16 protein-coding genes are annotated in these 19,661 nt (G+C 43.3%); 11 read left to right on the top strand and 5 right to left on the bottom strand.

Features of this window, described 5'->3' with window-relative positions:
• The first annotated feature begins 44 nt into the window (after positions 1 to 44).
• Positions 45 to 938, top strand: a complete 894-nt coding sequence (locus AAEY98_RS16090; RefSeq protein ID WP_101086550.1) for a 1,4-dihydroxy-2-naphthoate polyprenyltransferase — start codon at positions 45 to 47, stop codon at positions 936 to 938.
• A gap of 70 nt (positions 939 to 1,008) precedes the next feature.
• On the opposite strand, the gene gnd is transcribed toward AAEY98_RS16090, so the two are convergent.
• Both gnd and AAEY98_RS16080 read right to left on the bottom strand, forming a co-directional pair.
• Positions 1,009 to 2,538 (bottom strand): NADP-dependent phosphogluconate dehydrogenase, encoded by a 1,530-nt coding sequence (gene gnd, locus AAEY98_RS16085; RefSeq protein WP_162023560.1) that lies wholly within the window; start codon positions 2,536 to 2,538, stop codon positions 1,009 to 1,011.
• Between the two features lie 253 nt (positions 2,539 to 2,791).
• Positions 2,792 to 4,708, bottom strand: coding sequence for a propionyl-CoA synthetase (locus AAEY98_RS16080; RefSeq protein ID WP_162023561.1), 1,917 nt, complete (start codon positions 4,706 to 4,708; stop codon positions 2,792 to 2,794).
• 308 nt (positions 4,709 to 5,016) lie between these two features.
• Here AAEY98_RS16080 and AAEY98_RS16075 point away from each other — a divergent pair, with 308 nt between their 5' ends.
• The 8 genes from AAEY98_RS16075 to AAEY98_RS16040 all read left to right on the top strand — a co-directional run bounded on the left by AAEY98_RS16075 (position 5,017) and on the right by AAEY98_RS16040 (position 13,641).
• Positions 5,017 to 5,427, top strand: a complete 411-nt coding sequence (locus AAEY98_RS16075) for a MerR family transcriptional regulator (protein WP_101086547.1) — start codon at positions 5,017 to 5,019, stop codon at positions 5,425 to 5,427.
• Positions 5,428 to 5,557: 130 nt separating this feature from the next.
• Positions 5,558 to 6,727, top strand: coding sequence for an isovaleryl-CoA dehydrogenase (locus AAEY98_RS16070; protein WP_101086546.1), 1,170 nt, complete (start codon positions 5,558 to 5,560; stop codon positions 6,725 to 6,727).
• Between the two features lie 91 nt (positions 6,728 to 6,818).
• Positions 6,819 to 8,426: a carboxyl transferase domain-containing protein gene (locus tag AAEY98_RS16065; protein WP_351018144.1), complete on the top strand. Its 1,608-nt coding sequence runs from the start codon at positions 6,819 to 6,821 to the stop codon at positions 8,424 to 8,426.
• A 37-nt stretch (positions 8,427 to 8,463) separates the two neighbouring features.
• Entirely contained in the window at positions 8,464 to 9,279 is an 816-nt protein-coding gene (locus tag AAEY98_RS16060) for an enoyl-CoA hydratase-related protein (protein WP_351018141.1), read from the top strand.
• Positions 9,279 to 11,309 (top strand): acetyl/propionyl/methylcrotonyl-CoA carboxylase subunit alpha, encoded by a 2,031-nt coding sequence (locus tag AAEY98_RS16055; protein ID WP_351018138.1) that lies wholly within the window; start codon positions 9,279 to 9,281, stop codon positions 11,307 to 11,309. Before AAEY98_RS16060 ends, AAEY98_RS16055 begins: the two co-directional genes overlap by 1 nt.
• Positions 11,310 to 12,200: a hydroxymethylglutaryl-CoA lyase gene (locus AAEY98_RS16050; protein ID WP_351018135.1), complete on the top strand. Its 891-nt coding sequence runs from the start codon at positions 11,310 to 11,312 to the stop codon at positions 12,198 to 12,200.
• A 66-nt stretch (positions 12,201 to 12,266) separates the two neighbouring features.
• Entirely contained in the window at positions 12,267 to 12,971 is a 705-nt protein-coding gene (locus AAEY98_RS16045; RefSeq protein ID WP_351018132.1) for a CoA transferase subunit A, read from the top strand.
• A 13-nt stretch (positions 12,972 to 12,984) separates the two neighbouring features.
• The gene (locus AAEY98_RS16040) at positions 12,985 to 13,641 is read left to right on the top strand and encodes a 3-oxoacid CoA-transferase subunit B (RefSeq protein ID WP_101086541.1); all 657 of its coding nucleotides are present in this window, start codon (positions 12,985 to 12,987) and stop codon (positions 13,639 to 13,641) included.
• A gap of 139 nt (positions 13,642 to 13,780) precedes the next feature.
• On the opposite strand, the gene AAEY98_RS16035 is transcribed toward AAEY98_RS16040, so the two are convergent.
• Positions 13,781 to 14,662, bottom strand: a complete 882-nt coding sequence (locus AAEY98_RS16035; RefSeq protein ID WP_101086540.1) for a universal stress protein — start codon at positions 14,660 to 14,662, stop codon at positions 13,781 to 13,783.
• A 374-nt stretch (positions 14,663 to 15,036) separates the two neighbouring features.
• On the opposite strand from AAEY98_RS16035, the gene AAEY98_RS16030 reads away from it, so the two are divergent.
• Positions 15,037 to 16,227 carry a cation:proton antiporter gene (locus AAEY98_RS16030; RefSeq protein WP_101086539.1) on the top strand — a complete coding sequence of 397 codons (1,191 nt, stop codon included), beginning with the start codon at positions 15,037 to 15,039 and terminating at the stop codon, positions 16,225 to 16,227.
• Positions 16,228 to 16,275: 48 nt separating this feature from the next.
• Here AAEY98_RS16030 and AAEY98_RS16025 read toward each other — a convergent pair whose 3' ends face one another.
• Positions 16,276 to 16,782, bottom strand: coding sequence for a TlpA family protein disulfide reductase (locus AAEY98_RS16025; RefSeq protein WP_242445126.1), 507 nt, complete (start codon positions 16,780 to 16,782; stop codon positions 16,276 to 16,278).
• Between the two features lie 384 nt (positions 16,783 to 17,166).
• Between AAEY98_RS16025 and AAEY98_RS16020 the strand changes: the two genes are divergently transcribed.
• Positions 17,167 to 18,957, top strand: coding sequence for an acyl-CoA dehydrogenase C-terminal domain-containing protein (locus tag AAEY98_RS16020; RefSeq protein WP_101086538.1), 1,791 nt, complete (start codon positions 17,167 to 17,169; stop codon positions 18,955 to 18,957).
• Positions 18,958 to 19,031: 74 nt separating this feature from the next.
• On the opposite strand, the gene AAEY98_RS16015 is transcribed toward AAEY98_RS16020, so the two are convergent.
• Entirely contained in the window at positions 19,032 to 19,610 is a 579-nt protein-coding gene (locus AAEY98_RS16015) for a thymidine kinase (RefSeq protein WP_101086537.1), read from the bottom strand.
• Positions 19,611 to 19,661: the final 51 nt, after the last annotated feature.

Raw genomic sequence — 19,661 nt, 5'->3', positions numbered from 1 at the left:
TATGCTATTAGATATGACTAATCAACAGTGCGCCTCACAATATTATGCAACCTAGCTCAATGCAATCATGGTTTATGGCTATCCGTCCTCGCACGTTACCGGCGGCTATCGGTCCATTATTAATCGGAAATATGCTAGCGATTGGGCTCGAACAATTTAGCTTACTCATCGCCTTTACCTCAATGCTATGTGCAGTATTATTGCAAATTTCAGTTAATCTCGCTAATGACTACTTTGACTTTAAGAATGGTATCGACACCGAAGAGCGGATCGGTCCAATAAGAGTCACTCAAAGCGGTATTCTTGCTCCGTCATCTGTACGAAATGCCATGATTGGTTGCCTAGTCATATCATTATTAGTAGGTTCATTGCTAATCGTTCACGGTGGCTGGCCAATAGCCATTCTTGCAACAGCCTCTATATTAGGCGCGTTATGTTATAGCGGAGGTCCCTACCCACTGGCATCACATGGATTAGGCGAAATTGCTGCATTTGTATTTTTCGGCTTAGTGGCCGTTGTTGGCAGTTACTATTTACAAGCAGGAACAACCACCATGACAGCATGGTTGCTTGGCTGTGCTATTGGTTTTTTTAATGCTGCCATTATGCTGGTCAATAACACTAGAGATATCTCTACCGACACAAAAGCAGGTAAAAATACTCTTGCGGTAAGAATTGGTGAAGCACAAGCAAAAGTGCTATATCAAAGTTTTGTCTACTTACCATTTGGTATCATTATCGCAGGATTCTTGCTCGGGTCGCTCGATGGGTTACCCGTATTATTAGCAGGTGTATCATTAGTAATCGCACGTAACCTGAGTCGCGAATTTCATAATAATACTGGTGAAGCATTAAATCCTATCCTTGGGCAAACAGCTAAATTGACGATGATTTTTAGCGTCTTATTTAGCATTGGATTGTACTTTTCGCTAACCTAACCATTTTCCTTAGCTAAATAAAAAGGCGCTTCATTTTACAATGAAGCGCCTTTTTATAATGTAAGACTAATTACACCTTAGCTAAAGTACGCTGCTTCGCACTCCAGTCTAAGTGGTATTTCTCACCAGCGGGTTTATCGGTGCGTTCAAAAGTATGTGAACCGAAAAAGTCGCGCTGACCTTGTAACAAGTTAGCGGGTAATGTCTCACAGCGGTAGCTGTCGTAATAGGCAATAGCCGAACTAATACATGGAGCAGGAATGCCCTGCATAACAGAAGCTGCGACCGTTTTACGCCAGTTAAGGTGTTTTTGCGATAATGTTTGACTAAAAGTGTCAGCCATTAATAAGTTCGTAAGGTTTGCATCTTCTTGATAAGCCTTAGTAATTGACTGTAGGAACGTAGCACGGATAATACAACCCGCTCGCCAAATTTTAGCAATTTCAGCAAAATCTAAAGACCAATTCTGCTCTTTAGCATTCATCGCCATTAACTGAAAACCTTGCGCATAACAGCACACTTTAGCGCAGTATAATGCATCTTCAAGATTAGCAATAAATGCCACTTTTTCAGCATCACTAAAACTGACTGGTGCAGGTCCTGCTAACTTCGAGCTTAACTGCATACGCAAGTTTTTCTGAGTGCTCACAGCGCGTGCATAAACGGCTTCAGCAATCGTTGGCGCAGGGCAACCAATTTGCAAGCTGCTCACTGCAGTCCATAAACCAGTGCCTTTTTGGCCTGCTTTATCTAAAATCATTTCAACTAATGGCTTACCGGTTAATGGATCGTCTTGTTGTAAGACTTCAGCACTAATCCCCATAAGGTAACTGTTAAGAATACCTTTATTCCAACCATTGAACACGTCACCAATGTCATGAGCAGACATGCCTAAGCCGTCACTGAGCAATTGATACGCTTCGCAAATAAGTTGCATATCAGCATATTCAATGCCGTTATGAACCATTTTAACGTAATGACCAGAACCAGCAGGACCAATATAAGTCGTACACGGCTCACCTTCGGTTACCGGATTGCCTGGCTCAAAACGCTCTATCGGTAAACCCGTTGCTGAATCCACTTTAGCAGCAATAGCTTTCCAAATTGGCTCAACATAACGCCATGCCTTTTCATCACCACTAGGCATGAGAGATGGGCCAAAACGTGCACCTACTTCGCCACCAGACACTGCAGAGCTAAAGAAAACAAACTGATCTTTATAACGTGCTTCGCGTTCTACCGTGTCGGTCCAAAGGCTGTTACCCGTATCAATAACGATATCGTTGGCTTCAATACCAGCTTCAATTAACGATTTACATACACCGTCAACAGGCGCACCAGCAGGCACAGATAATACAATAACTCGAGGCTCAACTAATTTAGCCAGCATTTCTGTAAGATTATTACATGACTGCATGCGCGGTGCCGTACCGGCTTTACGCTCACTTTCTTCTTGAGCCACAGCTGCGTTGACTTTTGGAGTATCTAAATCGAAAACTGCAACATGGTAGCCGTTGTCAGCAATGTTTAATGCGAGGTTCTTGCCCATAACACCAAGGCCGATAACGCCGACGTGAGATTGTTGGGTGTGGTTATTCATAGTGTATGTTTCCACAGGTCACAGAGATTAATCGCGTAGTGCGAATCCATTTGGGTGGCAATTATAGCGATTCTTGTAACTAAATTACCAGTAACAAAACGCGGAAACGCTGTTTTTTACAATGTATGCCCAATCTGTTTATTAGGAGATAACATCGTGTCACAATAGAAAAAACCATAAAAACACTGGTTTTTTATGGTTTCGATTTAAAATCACCTTATCATTTGGCATGGCTAAATATTGAAGAGTAACATCATGTTATCTCAGTAGTTAGTGCATTAGCATAACCCATTTTAGTCAACGCATTCCGGACAATATCTAAGGTTTGTGGGTCTTCAATCGTTGCTGGCATGGTGTACTCTTGATTGTCTGCAATTTTACGCATTGTGGCTCGTAATATTTTTCCAGAGCGGGTTTTAGGCAACTTTTGCACAGCACTTACCAGCCGAAATGAAGCCACTGGGCCAATTTCATGACGTACCAAGGCAAGTAACTCTTTATAAAGAGCTTCATCTGACAAGGTAACGCCATTTTTAAGTACGACTAATCCAAGAGGCACCTGGCCTTTTAGTTTATCTTGCACACCAATTACCGCAGCCTCGGCCACCGCTTCATGCTGACATAAAACTTCTTCAAATCGACCCGTAGATAAACGGTGTCCGGCAACATTTATGATGTCGTCAATTCGGCTCATAATGTATAAATAACCATCTTCATCGACATAACCTGCATCTCCAGTTAAGTAATAACCAGGATACATAGACAAGTAACTGTCGATATAGCGTTTATCATTTTGCCACAAAGTCGTTAATGTGCCTGGTGGTAAAGGCTGCTTTATCACCACATTACCACTTTCATTAGGAGCCACTTGTTGCCCCATCGCATCAAGAATCTCCACTTGATATCCAGGTACTGCTCGCGCAGGCGATCCGGCTTTAATCTCTATAGGATCGGTGCCCATCAAGTTTGCCGCGACTGGCCAACCAGTTTCAGTTTGCCACCAATGATCAATTACAGGTTTACCTAACTGCTGCTGACTCCAATTTAAGGTGTCAGGATCGCAACGCTCCCCCGCTAAATACATTTGCTTAAGGCAAGTTAAATCAAATTGTTTAATAAACTCGCCTTCAGGATCTTCTCGTTTTATAGCCCGAATAGCTGTAGGTGCGGTAAAAAAGCTACGAACCTTTTTTTGTTCGATAATACGCCAAAATGCACCCGCATCAGGGGTACCAATAGGTTTACCTTCATACATTATGGTCGTCGCACCCACCAGCAATGGCCCATAAACAATATATGAATGCCCTACCACCCAGCCAACATCTGATGCAGCCCAAAAAACATCGCCCACACCAATGTCATAAATGTGTTTCATCGACCATGCTAATGCGACTGCATGGCCACCATTATCACGTACTACACCTTTAGGTTGACCAGTGGTACCAGAGGTATATAAAACATATAAGGGGTCTGTTGCATCCAACGACACGCAAGCAGCATCAGGCGCATCCACCAGCGCACTGTACCAATCAAGATCTCTTGGTGACTGTAATTGTGCTTGGTATTCAGTACGATTCAAAATTATGCAGTGATCGACTTGATGTTGTGCTTGGGATAATGCGTCATCGAGTAAAGGCTTATACGGTACGACTCCAGAAGGTTCAATGCCACATGAAGCAGACAGAATTAACTTGGGTTTTGCATCATTAATCCGCGTAGAAAGCTCATTGGCGGCAAAACCACCAAATACCACAGAATGAATCGCACCAATCCGTGCACATGCCAGCATGGCATAGGCTGTTTCTGGCACCATTGGCATATAAATAACCACTCGGTCGCCTTTTTCAACACCAAGTGACACCATTAATCCAGCTAAGCGCTTTACCTGAGCCAACACAGATTGATAACTAATTGAGTATTCGTTGTGCGTCACTGGGCTAATGTAATGAATCGCTGTTTGTTCACCTCTTCCTGCTAATACGTGACGGTCAACGGCGTTAAAACAGGTATTCATCTTGCCATCAGCAAACCAACGGTAAAAAGGCTTATTGCTATCATCCAGTACCGTCTTTGGTGCAAGATCCCAGCTAATGGCCTCAGCGGCTTGCTGCCAAAATACTTCGGGATCGGCTATCGATTGTGCGTGCATTGATAGTCCTACATCAGCCATATTGTTCTCCGTTAATCAACTTGTATTACAATGATTATGAGCAGAATTCATTAAATACCCCTATTAGACAAAGGGATAACAACCACTAAAACCAACAAAAAAAACCTTTAGTTTCAATCGAGTGTTTAACTTGTGCAGGTCAAATACTATCAGTAACAAAATACACTAAATAACAATATGTTAATGTATAATTAGTGTTTGAGTGGCAAGCAAAATTAACACGCATTAAACTGAAAACCATCTAGCAAACTTTACCTTTACGTAAACTTCATATATCTTGCATCAAAAGAAACTCTTTTGGTGACATGATGAGCACAACCCACATTCCTCAATCAACATATTCAATCAGTGACTTATCAAAAGAATTTGATATCACCACCCGCAGTATTCGTTTTTACGAAGACCAAGGCTTGATTAAACCTAAGCGTCGCGGACAAACCCGTATATACAGCCTGAAAGACAGAGTGCGCTTAAAACTTATTTTACGCGGCAAACGTCTTGGATTTTCGTTAGCTGAAACTCGTCGACTATTTGAGCTTTACGATGCTGATAAAAGTAGCTCAACACAGCTCAATACCATGCTGGATTTGGTCAATGAAAAAAAATCAGCTCTACAGCAGCAAATGGACGACATTAAAGTGGTGTTAATGGAACTTAATTCAGCCGAACAACAGTGCAAAGCAGCACTAGCCGACAACTCGGCTAAAAAAGCCAAATAAAACTCAATAAAAAAATAGCTAACTCAATTAAGCCAAACAAGTTTTATCCAACTGCCAAAAACGTGCAAAAAAAGCGTTGGCAGCAAATGTTTTGCCAGACGATAATAAAAATTCAACAGGACACATGCAAATGAGCGATTTATATACCAGCTTAAACTTCGGTTTAGGTGAAGATGTTGACATGTTACGCGACGCCGTTCGCGGTTTTGCCGCCAACGAAATTGCACCTATGGCCGCCCAAGTCGATATCGACAATGAGTTCCCTAATCAATTATGGCCAGTGCTTGGTGATATGGGGCTATTAGGCGTAACCGTTGATGAGCAATATGGCGGCGCTAATATGGGCTACCTTGCGCACGTGGTGGCAATGGAAGAAATTTCCCGTGCTTCAGCATCTATAGGGTTAAGTTATGGCGCCCACTCAAACTTATGTGTGAACCAAATTAATCGTAATGGTAATGACGCTCAAAAAGCCAAATACTTACCTAAACTCGTCAGTGGCGAGCACATTGGTGCACTTGCCATGAGCGAACCCAATGCCGGTTCAGATGTAGTGTCAATGAAACTGCATGCTCGCAAAGAAGGTGACCGCTACATCCTTAACGGCAATAAAATGTGGATCACTAACGGTCCAGATGCCCATACCTATGTTATTTACGCCAAGACTGACCTAGAAAAAGGCGCACATGGTATTACCGCATTTATCGTTGAACGAGGATCGAAAGGGTTTAGCCAAGCCCAAAAACTCGACAAGTTAGGTATGCGCGGTTCAAACACCTGTGAACTTGTATTTGAAGACTGTGAAGTGCCAGAAGAAAACATCTTAGGCGGCCTCAATAATGGCGTAAAAGTGCTTATGAGCGGCCTTGATTACGAACGAGTAGTGTTGTCTGGTGGCCCATTAGGCATTATGTCTGCTTGCATGGACATCGTAGTGCCATACATTCATGAGCGTGAACAATTTGGCAAATCGATTGGTCAATTCCAATTGGTACAAGGTAAATTAGCCGATATGTACACGGGTATGAATGCTGCACGCGCTTATGTTTACAGTGTGGCTAAATCATGTGACCGCGGTGAAACTACCCGTAAAGACGCCGCTGGTGCGATTTTATACAGCGCTGAGCTTGCCACTAAAATGGCCTTAGATGCCATTCAATTACTGGGCGGCAATGGCTATGTCAACGAGTACGCAACAGGTCGTTTATTACGTGATGCTAAGCTTTACGAAATTGGTGCAGGCACCTCTGAAATTCGCCGCATGTTAATTGGTCGCGAATTGTTTAACGAGTCAAAATAACCAGTTTTTGCAGTACGAAGGCGACATATCAAGCGTGCTATGTCGCCTTAATCAAGCCCCCCTTATTTTTTGCTTCATTAAGGATATAGAAATGACGCAACTGAGCAGCCGTATCAATCCTCGCAGTGACGAATTTAAAGCCAAGTCAGACAGCATGGCGTTATTGGTCGATGATCTTCAACAAAAACTAAAAAAAATCGAACAAGGCGGCGGCCCTGTTGCCTTAGAACGCCATTTATCTCGTGGTAAGTTATTGCCGCGCCAGCGCGTTGAAAAGCTGCTCGATCCAGGTTCACCTTTCTTAGAAATATCGCAATTTGCCGCTTACGAAGTCTATGACGAAGAAGTCCCAGCGGCAGGCGTTATTGCTGGTATCGGTCGTGTCAGTGGTATTGAGTGCATGATTATCGCCAACGATGCCACGGTCAAAGGCGGCACTTACTACCCGATTACCGTTAAAAAGCATTTACGCGCGCAAGACATCGCCAGCCGTTGTCACTTACCGTGCATCTACTTAGTCGATTCTGGTGGCGCGAATTTACCTCGCCAAGATGAAGTATTTCCAGATCGCGATCATTTCGGCAGAATTTTTTATAACCAAGCCCAAATGTCAGCCAAAGGTATTCCGCAAATTGCTGTCGTCATGGGCTTGTGTACCGCAGGCGGTGCTTATGTTCCTGCAATGGCCGATGAGTCTATTATTGTTAAAGATCAAGGCACCATCTTTTTAGCCGGGCCTCCATTAGTGAAAGCGGCTACCGGTGAAGAAGTCAGCGCAGAAGAGCTTGGCGGCGCAGAAGTTCATACTAAAATATCGGGTGTTGCCGATCATTTAGCGCAAAATGACGACCACGCGCTTGAACTCGCTCGCCGTGCAGTACTGCGACTTAATCATCAAAAAGAAATCAAAAGCTTATTAAGTCCAGTCAAACCACCACAATTCGATATCCATGAATTGTACGGCATTGTTGGTACTGATCTTAAAAAGCCGTTTGATGTAAAAGAAGTCATTGCCCGTGTGGTTGATGACTCTGACTTTGACGAATTTAAAGCTAACTATGGTGCAACCCTAGTGTGTGGTTTTGCCCGTATTCATGGTTATCCTGTCGGTATTGTAGCCAATAATGGCATTTTATTTTCTGAATCGGCGCAAAAAGGCGCTCACTTTATTGAGCTATGTTGCCAGCGTAAAATTCCGCTGTTATTCCTGCAAAATATTACCGGCTTTATGGTGGGTAAAAAGTACGAACACGAAGGCATTGCTAAACATGGTGCCAAAATGGTGACCGCAGTGTCTTGCGCTAACGTGCCTAAATTTACCGTGATTATCGGTGGCAGTTATGGCGCGGGTAACTACGGCATGTGTGGTCGCGCATTTGAACCGACCATGATGTGGATGTGGCCAAACGCCCGTATTTCGGTAATGGGTGGCGAACAAGCTGCTGGTGTATTATCCACAGTGCGCCGCGATGGTTTAGCGCGTAAAGGCGTTGAATGGTCGGCAGAAGATGAGCAAGCCTTCCGTAAACCAATTGTTGAACAATACGAAAAAGAAGGTCATCCGTATCATGCCAGTGCCCGACTTTGGGATGATGGCATTATTGATCCGGCGCAAACGCGTGACGTAGTCGGCTTAGCCTTATCGGCAGCATTAAATGCTCCTATTGAAGACACCCGCTTTGGGGTGTTCCGCATGTAATTGTGCGGTTAATTCAGCTAATAAGGAGTAATAAATAATGTTTTCAAACCAATATAAGTTCATTGAATGCCGTCTAGAACAAGGGGTGGCAGAGCTCATTTTAAACCGAGTTGAAGTGCATAATGCCTTTGATGAAGTAATGATTAGCGAGATGATCCAGGCTATCGAAAGCTTTGCCAAAGACAGTCAATGCAATATGTTGATACTGCGTGCTAATGGCAAAAACTTCAGTGCTGGCGCCGACCTCAATTGGATGCGCAAACAAGCAAAAATGGACTTTGAACAAAACCTGACGGATGCCCACGAGCTTGCCAAGTTGATGCACGTGTTAGACAAGTTTCCAAAACCCACTATTGCCTTAGTACAAGGTGCAGCCTTTGGTGGCGCGTTAGGACTAATTTGTTGTTGCGATATTGCCATTGCCAACACCCGTTCAAGCTTTTGCTTAAGCGAAGTCAAGCTGGGGCTTATCCCTGCTGTGATAAGTCCGTATGTGGTTCGTGCTATGGGTAATCGCCAATCGCGTCGCTTTATGCTGACCGCTGAACGCTTTAGTGCTGATGTTGCCTTAACCCATCAAGTCATTCACGAAGTTAACGACGACTTAGATGCTGCTGCGGCTCCTTTTATCGCAGCATTTAATGCCAACAGTCCTCAGGGCATGGCATGGGCAAAAAATCTCGTATCGCATTTAGAAAACGGCGTGATTGACGACGCTACGCTCAATTTTACCAGCGAGCAAATTGCTCGGATTCGTGTATCAGATGAAGGTCAAGAAGGCCTTAATGCTTTCTTTGAAAAACGTACGCCAACATGGCAAACCGCTAAATCTGATCCACAAGGAGCCCAATAATGTTTACCAAATTACTGATTGCTAACCGTGGTGAAATTGCTTGCCGTATTATTAAAACGGCTCAAACCATGGGTGTTCGCACCATAGCCCTTTATTCCGATGCAGACAAAGATGCCCGCCATGTAGCCATGGCAGATGAATCGTTTTATCTAGGTGGCAGCGCCCCAGCGGACTCATATTTAAAAGCTGATTTAATTATCGAGATAGCTAAAAAATCGGGCGCGGAAGCCATTCACCCTGGTTATGGTTTTTTGTCTGAAAATGCTGAGTTTGCTCGTAAATGTGAGCAAAATGGTATCGCCTTTATCGGCCCTGGCAGTGATGCTATCGATTCGATGGGCAGCAAAAGTGCAGCCAAAGAAATCATGTCAAAAGCCAATGTGCCATTAGTACCGGGTTATCATGGCGACGATCAAACGGATGCCACATTAATTGCTCAGGCTAAAGCTGTCGGCTTCCCGTTACTGATTAAAGCGGCCTATGGTGGTGGCGGTAAAGGGATGCGTATCGTTGAAAACGAAGGCGAAATCCTTGAAGCGGTTAAATCAGCACGCCGTGAAGCCAGCTCGTCATTTGGCAATGACAAACTGTTAATGGAACGCTACTTACGTCAACCACGTCATGTTGAAGTACAAGTATTTGCCGACACTCATGGCAATGCGATTTATTTATCGGATCGTGACTGCTCTATTCAACGTCGCCATCAAAAAGTGGTTGAAGAAGCACCTGCTCCAGGTTTGTCAGACGAACTACGAGCTCAGATGGGTAACGCAGCCGTTGCAGCCGCCAAAGCCATTGATTATGTTGGCGCGGGCACCGTTGAGTTTTTACTCGATACCGATAATAGCTTCTACTTCATGGAAATGAACACCCGTTTGCAAGTAGAGCATCCGGTTACCGAAATGGTCACAGGCCAAGACTTAGTAAAATGGCAGCTAGTTGTCGCCAGTGGTGGTGAATTACCGCTGCGCCAAGATGAAGTGCGTATTCATGGTCACTCATTTGAAGTGCGAATTTACGCTGAAGATCCGCAAAACGAATTTTTACCTGCCAGCGGTAAGCTCAATTTTTTACGTGAACCAGAACAAAATCGTCACGTGCGTATCGATTCAGGTATTCGTGAAAACGATGTCATCAGTAACTTTTATGACCCGATGATCGCCAAACTGATTGTATGGGATGAGTCGCGCCCTCGCGCACTACAACGTTTAGTACACGCACTTGAGTCATACCAAATCAGTGGCCTTAAACATAACATCGAGTTTTTAGCCAACATTGCTGAACACCCAGCCTTTGCTGCGGCAGACTTCTGTACTGACTTTATTGAGCGTTATGGCGACACCTTAATTGGTGACGCAGCTATTGAAGCAGATACTGCGTTAGCACTAGCAGGACTTTTTCAAGTGCTGTCACGTAAAGAAGCGGCAAAAGCGCTGGCCATAAACAGCGCCGACCCATATTCGCCTTGGGGCCTCGTGAGCGGCTTTAGACTCAATAGTTCAAGCGTGCATCGTGTGTCGTTATTAACTGACGCATCAGCCGAAGTGCAACAACATGACTTGCTACTGACAGCCGTTGGCGAACAATATCAATTGTGTTTACACGACCAAGTATTGACGTTAGCGGGTGAGCTGAAAGCTGACTTACTCTTAGCTGAGATTAATGGCCATAAGAGCAAAATCCCTGTCAGCCATCAAGGCGATGACTTTACGCTATTTTTACCATCTGGCAGTTATCACTTTAAAGCCATATTGGCTCAAGTGATTGAAGAAGTGGTTAACCATGCAGATAAGCTTAAGGCCCCCATGAATGGCACTGTTGTGACTCATTTAGTGGAAGTGGGCCAGCAAGTTAAAGCAGGCCAAGGTTTATTAGTGATGGAAGCCATGAAAATGGAATACACCATCGAGGCACCATTTGATGGCGTGGTGAGCGAGTTTTATTTCCAAAGCGGTGAGCTTGTCAGTGACGGTGCACAACTATTAAACGTTGAACCATTAGCCTCTGAAGCTAACGTCGAGGAAGCGTAAATGTTACCGACTAAAGTGAGCATTTTTGAAGTTGGCGCCCGTGACGGTTTACAAAACGAAGTGCCAGTGACCACTGCAGACAAACTCACGCTAATCACACAACTTGGTAATGCAGGTATTAAGCGTATTGAAGCAGGCAGCTTTGTGTCACCTAAGTGGGTGCCACAAATGGCCGATTCTGATGCCGTATTGCAGCAACTCAAACGACAAGCTGGTGTGGTTTACAGTGCATTAACCCCTAACCTAAAAGGGTTTGAACTAGCCCTTGCTGCAGGTGCGGATGAAGTGGCTATTTTTGGCGCCGCATCTGAAAGCTTCAGTCAAAAAAATATTAATTGCTCAATCGATGAGTCAATCGGACGCTTTATTCCGTTAATGGAAGCAGCCAAACAACATGGGATTGCAGTGCGTGGCTACGTGTCTTGTGTGCTCGGTTGTCCGTACGAGGGCGACATTGCAGTGAGTGAAGTCGCTAGAGTATCTGAGATCCTTTATAAAATGGGTTGTTACGAAATCTCATTAGGCGACACCATCGGTGTTGGCACTCCCAATAAAGCGCGGCAAATGGTTGAAGCTGTCGCCAAAGTGGTTCCGGTTGATAAGTTAGCCTTGCATTTTCATGACACATATGGTCAAGCATTAGCCAATATTCTGGCCTGTCTCGACACTGGTGTCAGCGTGTTTGATGCATCAGTCGCCGGTCTTGGTGGTTGTCCATATGCGAAAGGCGCTTCCGGTAATCTCGCCACTGAAGATCTGGTCTACATGCTCCATGGCATGGGAATAGATACCGGCATTGACTTAGCTAAGCTTGCATTTGCTGGCGACAACATTAGCCGCGCATTAGGCCGAAGCAATGGGTCTAAAGTGGCAAATGCAATCAGAACATAATCACATATACTCACAGGGGTGAGGCAAATTGCTTGCCCTTGGAACATAACAAATAAGGACAACAAGATGGCAGGATTCAATAAAGTCGTCCACAGCTATGAAGAAGCACTAGCAGGACTGAGTGACGACATGACAATTATGGTCGGCGGGTTTGGTTTGTGTGGTATTCCTGAAGGCTTAATAAACCACATGGTTAAATTGGGTGTGAAAGGCTTAACCGCTATTTCAAACAACGCTGGTGTTGATGATTTTGGTTTAGGCTTGTTACTTAAACAACATCAAATTTCAACCATGATAGCCTCTTATGTTGGCGAAAATGCCACCTTTGAACAACAAATGTTGTCTGGTGAGCTTAATGTGATACTCACGCCACAAGGCACATTGGCTGAAAAAATTCGTGCTGGTGGTGCGGGTATTCCGGCATTTTTCACCGCAACAGGTTACGGCACACCGATTGCTGACGGTAAAGAAACCCGTGAAATTAAAGGTCGTCACTACGTATTAGAAGAATCATTGACGGCAGACTTTGCCTTAGTTCGTGCATGGAAAGCCGACACCATGGGTAATTTGGTATTTCGAAAAACCGCCGCTAACTTCAATCCAATGATGGCCACCGCAGGTAAAATTACCGTGATTGAGGCTGAAGAAATTGTTGAACCGGGTGAGTTAGATCCAGACCACATCCATACACCAGGTATTTATGTTGATCGCGTTATCAAAGCCAGCTTTGAGAAACGTATCGAACAACGTACCGTCAAAGCTGCGAAATAAGGGAGACAACACCATGGCACTGACCAGAGAACAACTCGCCCAGCGCGTAGCAAAAGAATTACAAGACGGTTTTTACGTTAATTTAGGTATTGGTATCCCTACTCTTGTGGCTAACTATATTCCACAAGGCATGCAAGTGATGCTGCAATCTGAAAACGGTCTACTCGGCATGGGCGAGTTTCCAACCGAAGAAACCATAGACGCTGATCTCATCAACGCCGGCAAACAAACAGTTACCGCAGTTGCTGGAGCGTCATTCTTTTCATCGGCAGAGAGCTTTGCGATGATACGTGGCGGCCACGTAGACCTAACCGTATTAGGCGCCTTCGAAGTTGATGTTAACGGCTCTATCGCCTCATGGATGATCCCAGGCAAGCTGATTAAAGGCATGGGCGGCGCAATGGATTTAGTCGCTGGCGCTGATAATATTATTGTCACCATGATGCATGCAGACAAATACGGCAATTCAAAGTTATTGTCAAAATGCGAACTGCCATTAACGGGCTATGGTTGCATTAAACGTGTAATGACAGATTTGGCCTTTATGGAAATTAAAGAGGGTGCATTCCATTTACTTGAACGAGCCCCTGGCGTGTCTGTTGAAGAAATCGTCACAAAAACAGCTGGTAAGTTAGTGGTACCAGACCATGTGCCAGAAATGACTTTTTAATTAATCTTAAATGGTTAATATAACAAAGCCCGCCACTCTGGATATACTCAGTAATGCGGGCTTTTTTGTATTTTTTAAAATGACAACTAACTAAAAATACCTAACGGTTCGTTGATGTGACCGTTAATTTACAGAAAAACTACCAAGTTAAAGGCGCAAGCAATTGATCATCTGCTGGAATAATCAATACGTTACTGCGCATCCGCTCTAAAACTAACTCAGCAGTATTACCTATAATCCGTCCTAATAATCCTTCTCGTTGCCGAGCACCAATCACAAAATATTCACTCTTCAATCTGCAGGCTAGCTCAAACAAGCACAGTTCAGGCTCACCAGCAATAATGTGGATACATTCGGGATCCATATTAAATTGAGCAATCTGTTTTTGATGATCTTTATATGCCTTTTTAACAAGAGCATGGGTATCAATCAAATCCATATCTCGTAATATTTTGGGTACCCTAAGCACAAACGCTAAATGTAATTTGGTCCCTGTAGCTTCTGCAAGTTGCTTACCATATGCCACTACAACGCTATTAAGCTGTTGTTTAATAGGATCATGAGTAGCAAGATCGACAGCCATCAACGTTGCGTTGCCTTTAGTGAGTGGATTACTGGTTAATAATAATAACGGGATCCGAGTATGGCGTATCAACTGCCAGTCAGTGGATAAATAATGGTCTGCATGATGTACAGCCTTCACCATAAGGTCAAATCCATGACGAATAGAATGATGACAGGCATGTTCAAATAAATATTTGCTCCACACCATGTGTACCGGAATATCTTCACCTTTAAGATCCACGAGATGCTGCTTTAATTCAGCTTCTCGTTGATCCATTAACTGCTTTTGAGCAACGCTGACTAAACGAGGGTTATAACTTTCAGGACCACTAAAATAAGCATAAGAATAAGCAAAAACTTCCGCATTTTTGTTCAATTGCTTAGCTAACAGCAAACCGCTCGCTATCGCATCGGTATGTGCTTGTTCCATTTGCGCGATAATAAACACCTTATCCATTTCCTTCTCCTTAAGTCTGCCAATTTTTGATGTACAGCTACTGAAATAGTGATGTCCTGATTAGTTGTGCTATATAACAATCTTCATTGATGGTGGCTTGAACTAAAAATCCCATCAGCTGAGCTTTATAGGCAAATGTCACCGTTAAAAACAGTCGTCCAAATAACCAACTCGCCTAGCTCAAATAGTAAATAATTGAAAGTTCCAACTAAATATTTTTTCCGCTAAAACACAGTAAATCATGTCTTATTAGCTATCATTAGTTTAGTCAATAGAGTACGTTTGTGTTCAATAATTAATCAGTAAGTTGATCGTAATCAACTTTCTGAGATCAAATCGAATCAAGGGATATAGCGCAAACTAAGGCAGACAAAATGACAATAGATAGTTTTGTAATGTCATTATTCTTTATTCTAGTGGTAGGTAGAATACTCGGTGAACTGAGCGACCAACTTGGGTGTCCAAGCGTGGTGGGTGAAGTTATTGCAGGGATATTACTGGGGCCATCAATTCTCAATTGGGTAGAACCTAATAGCACATTAGCTATTATCGCAGAACTTGGGGTTATCCTATTACTTTTTGATATTGGGTGCGAAACCTCAATAAAACGGCTCGTCAATGCAGGAGGTCAAGCCGTTCGGGTCGCATTATTAGGGATTGCTTTACCCATATTAACAACAGGACTTGCCAGTCTTTATTGGTTGTCCCTAGCACCTTTTACAGCCTTATTTTTTGGTTGTGCCCTCACCGCCACCAGCATTGGTATATCAATGCGCGTGTTAACACTATACAAACAGACCCAAAGTTCAGCTGGACATATTATTCTTGGAGCCGCGGTAATTGATGATATTGTCGGAGTGATACTGCTTAGTTTGTTGTTTCATTTTGCTTCCTCAGGTGAATTGGCATTAAGCTCAACACTGATGTTGTTTATCACGATAACCAGTTTTATCGTTTTCAGCCCCCCACTTGTTAGAGCTATCATTTATTTTACCCGCTGGTTACGTCCCAAAACGAATATCCCGGGTTATGAAGTGTTTGTGGTAATGTCACTGATTAGCATGTTTGCATGGCTGGCACACTGGTTTGGCACACCAGCAATATTAGGTGGATTTGCAGTTGGCATGGGTATATCGCGGCAGTTTACTTCGCCATTAAATAAATTTTTGAAAAATCCCTTTCCTTACACTTATAAACTAGAACTGTCCTCTCGCCCGCTGGTGCAAATATTCAGCCCGATATTTTTTGTTTATGTCGGAGTTAGCCTCGATCTCAGCCAGTTAGATTCAAGTTTTACAGGTTTAGTCATTCTAGGATGGTTAGCGTTTATTGCTGTATTAAGTAAGTTCGTGGCAGGTTTAATAGCAGGTCAGAACTGGCAAGAAAAATGTATCATTGGTGCCGCAATGGTACCTCGTGGAGAGGTTGGGCTAGTTTTCGCGGAAATGGGCCGTCAACTTGGGGTGATACCAGCTAAAGAGTTTGCAATATTAGTTATGATTATCGCCCTAACGACCCTAATAGGGCCGCTTATTTTGAAATATACGTTAAGTAAGCAGCATTAACCGCTTAAGTCATTTCGACTTAAATATCAGTACTGAGTAACATAATGATCAGTCTACTAAAAACTGCAGCGCTTTCTCTAAATTAGGATCGTCAGGATTAGATGTATTTGTCACCCACGCAATATGACCAGTGCGGTCAATAAATACTGTTGTCGGTGTGCCTCTTACGCCATACAACTTAGCAACCTCATCCCCTAAAACCAACGTTTTCATCTTTACACCTCGATCTAGCAAGCTTTGTCCGGGAGTTGCGCCGACATCTTCTTTAAAACTAATACCAATCATTTGTAAGTCTGTATGTTGATATTTAAGTCGCAGCTTTTCTAAGCCGGGTTGAAGTTTTTTACAATATGGACACCATGTAGCCCAAAAATGCAAAATGACTGGTTTTCCCGCGTAGTCATGTAGATTAAATGGCTGACCATCAGCATGAGTTAACTCAAAGTTAGGAGCAACGGATTCTTCCATCTTCGACGCCGCATCAGCTATGTGTAACGGCATGAAAGACAAAAAGAACAATGCCAATATACTTATTCCAAACCAAACTAATTTCATCACTAGCCCCTTTTTGATGGCGTATTCTTTTGATAGATAATTTTGATAGATAATTTTGGATAGATAATTTTTGTAGATAACTCATAGACCGGACAAAAACGATTCTGTATTCGTTTGCAGAGCAAAAAAAATGGTTCATCAGTACTGAACTTTCTATAGGTGATTACGGTATTAATAAAGAGGCTAACAATACGCATATTTCAGAGTAAATAAATCGGTACATTAAACGTATAAAATTAAGTTTACGTTTACGTAAAAATAATACTGAGTTTTTACTCGAAATTGGGTATGGTTAGATAAATCAACTATCTGATTGGACCAGTAACTAACTACATTTTGTTGCCGAGACCCAACTAAAATACAACATAACCAAGGAATGATCTTATGCCAATTTACCAAGCTCCTCTTCGCGATTATCAATTCATTCTATCTGAACTGCTTAATGTCTATCAACAAACTGATTTACGTGGTTTTGATGAGTTAGATGCTGAGCTAACTGATGCGATTTTACAAGGTGTTGCCGATTTCAGCACTGACATCATGTTGCCACTCAATGCCAGTGGAGACTTAGAAGGTTGTAAACTGGTTGATGGTAAGGTCATTACCCCTACAGGGTTCAAGCAAGCTTATAAACAATACGTACAAGATGGTTGGGCAACATTAACTTGCGATCCTGAATTTGGTGGCCAAGGTTTACCCGAAGTTATCGGTACATTTGCAACCGAAATGAAAACAGCCACTAATATGGCGTTTGCCATGTATCCAGGCTTAACCCATGGGGCTTATTCAGCGATTCACGTTCACGGCAGCGATGCGCTAAAGCAAAAATATTTAGCCAAACTGGTCAGTGGTGAATGGACCGGCACCATGAACTTAACAGAGTCTCATGCGGGTACAGATTTAGCCTTACTGCGCACTAAAGCGGTTCCTGCTGGTGATGAACTGTTTGCTATTAGCGGTGAGAAAATTTTCATTTCGTCGGGCGATCACGACTTAGCCGACAACATCATTCATTTAGTATTAGCGCGTTTACCAGATGCACCGGACGGTGTTAAAGGTATTTCATTATTTGCTGTACCTAAGTTTTTAGTGAATGCCGATGGTAGCTTAGGCGAAGCTAACAAGCTTAGCGCAACAGGTCTTGAGCATAAAATGGGCATTCATGGTAACTCAACGTGTGTGATGCATTTTGACGGCGCAATAGGTGAGCTTGTTGGTGCTGCACATCAAGGTCTAAAAGCCATGTTTACCATGATGAACCAAGCACGTTTAGGTGTCGGTATTCAAGGTTTAGGCGTATCAGATATTGCTTATCAAAATGCTCTCGTTTATGCCAAAGAGCGTATTCAAGGCCGTGCATTAAGTGGTGTTAAGCAGCCAGAGCAAGCTGCAGACTCATTATTAGTCCACGGCGACGTGCGTCGTATGTTGTTATCACAAAAGTCGTTCAACGAAGGTACACGTGCGCTAATGGGTCAACAAGCGCTGTGGCTTGACCAAGTAGAACGTCATACCGATCCAGAAAAAGCCAAACAAGCTAATGCACTTGCTGCGTTATTTACACCGATTGTTAAAGGCTTTGTCACCGACCAAGGCTTTAAAGCTTGTGTCGATGCCCAGCAAGTCTATGGCGGCCATGGTTATATTAATGAATGGGGTATGGAGCAGTTTGTGCGTGATATCCGTATTGCAATGATTTACGAAGGCACAAATGGGGTACAAGCACTCGATTTAGTCGGCCGTAAATTACTTGCCGACAAAGGTGCAGCATTAACTTTGTGGTCAGGTATGGTGAAGGAATTAATTCAGCAAAACGCGGCTAATGACGCAATGAAACCTTATCTTGCAGGCTTAATGGATGCCGCAGGCGATCTTGAAAAAGCGACCGGTTTTATCGTGCAGTCAGCCAGTAAGAATCCTGATCTCATTGGTGCAGCGTCAATGGCCTATATGCAGTTGTTTGGAATTACCGCACTAGCATGGATGTGGACTCGCGTTGCAGCAACGTCATTAGCCGCATTAGAAGCGGGTACTGAAGAGACTGGTTTTTACCAAGCTAAACTTAAAACCGCACAATTCTTTATGAGCTATTGGGGCAGCCAAACCCGCAGCTTACGCAAACAAATTGAATCGAGTAGTGCAGATATTGTCGATTTCGCAGAAGCCGATTTTTAATAAATAGTGACACACAAAAAAGCCGCATCAATTAACTTGAAGCGGCTTTTTTATTCAGTTAAGTTGGGTTTGACTTAATCCCACAAAAACTCACGAAAATGCTTTCGACAAACCGACTCGTAACTTTCATTACCGCCAATGGCAACCTGCTCGCCTTCACGCATCGGTTTACCGTCATGATCAAGACGCACGACCATGTTAGCTTTACGGCCACAATGACAGATAGTTTTAAGCTCAACCAACTTGTCAGCCCAAGCTAATAAATATTGGCTGCCTGGAAATAGTTCGCCTTGAAAATCATTGCGAAGACCATAGCACAATACTGGAATATCAAGATTATCAACAACATGAGTAATCTGTCTAACTTGTTCTTTACTTAAAAACTGACTTTCATCAATCAATACGCAATGAATTTTTTGCTCATCATTCGACGTCGAAATTAACTCAATTAAATTATCAGTGCTACCGAACACCTGCGCTTCGGTTTCGATGCCGATACGTGATGACACTTTGCCGACACCATAACGATTGTCTATCGATGCCGTCATCACTAAAGTGTGCATACCGCGCTCACGATAATTATAAGATGACTGCAGTAATGATGTTGATTTACCGGCATTCATCGCCGAATAATAAAAGTACAGTTGCGCCAAAATGAAGCGTCCTAATGTTTAGCTAGTGAATGTCGTTCATATTACCTTTTC

The sequence above is a fragment of the Shewanella sp. AC91-MNA-CIBAN-0169 genome (genome assembly GCF_040310165.1).
GTDB lineage: Bacteria > Pseudomonadota > Gammaproteobacteria > Enterobacterales > Shewanellaceae > Shewanella.
Note: the sequence above shows the minus strand (reverse complement) of the source record. Positions and strands in the feature narration are given on the sequence as shown.

Bases quoted from the DNA above. Each gene is read 5' to 3' on its own strand.
- AAEY98_RS16060 (WP_351018141.1), top strand. From the start codon at position 8,464: ATGTTTTCAAACCAATATAAGTTCATTGAATGCCGTCTAGAACAAGGG.
- AAEY98_RS16090 (WP_101086550.1), top strand. From the start codon at position 45: ATGCAACCTAGCTCAATGCAATCATGGTTTATGGCTATCCGTCCTCGC.
- AAEY98_RS16050 (WP_351018135.1), top strand. From the start codon at position 11,310: ATGTTACCGACTAAAGTGAGCATTTTTGAAGTTGGCGCCCGTGACGGT.
- AAEY98_RS16045 (WP_351018132.1), top strand. From the start codon at position 12,267: ATGGCAGGATTCAATAAAGTCGTCCACAGCTATGAAGAAGCACTAGCA.
- AAEY98_RS16030 (WP_101086539.1), top strand. From the start codon at position 15,037: ATGACAATAGATAGTTTTGTAATGTCATTATTCTTTATTCTAGTGGTA.
- AAEY98_RS16025 (WP_242445126.1), bottom strand. From the start codon at position 16,782: ATGAAATTAGTTTGGTTTGGAATAAGTATATTGGCATTGTTCTTTTTG.
- AAEY98_RS16035 (WP_101086540.1), bottom strand. From the start codon at position 14,662: ATGGATAAGGTGTTTATTATCGCGCAAATGGAACAAGCACATACCGAT.
- AAEY98_RS16070 (WP_101086546.1), top strand. From the start codon at position 5,558: ATGAGCGATTTATATACCAGCTTAAACTTCGGTTTAGGTGAAGATGTT.
- AAEY98_RS16065 (WP_351018144.1), top strand. From the start codon at position 6,819: ATGACGCAACTGAGCAGCCGTATCAATCCTCGCAGTGACGAATTTAAA.
- AAEY98_RS16020 (WP_101086538.1), top strand. From the start codon at position 17,167: ATGCCAATTTACCAAGCTCCTCTTCGCGATTATCAATTCATTCTATCT.
- AAEY98_RS16040 (WP_101086541.1), top strand. From the start codon at position 12,985: ATGGCACTGACCAGAGAACAACTCGCCCAGCGCGTAGCAAAAGAATTA.
- gnd (WP_162023560.1), bottom strand. From the start codon at position 2,538: ATGAATAACCACACCCAACAATCTCACGTCGGCGTTATCGGCCTTGGT.
- AAEY98_RS16075 (WP_101086547.1), top strand. From the start codon at position 5,017: ATGAGCACAACCCACATTCCTCAATCAACATATTCAATCAGTGACTTA.
- AAEY98_RS16080 (WP_162023561.1), bottom strand. From the start codon at position 4,708: ATGGCTGATGTAGGACTATCAATGCACGCACAATCGATAGCCGATCCC.
- AAEY98_RS16055 (WP_351018138.1), top strand. From the start codon at position 9,279: ATGTTTACCAAATTACTGATTGCTAACCGTGGTGAAATTGCTTGCCGT.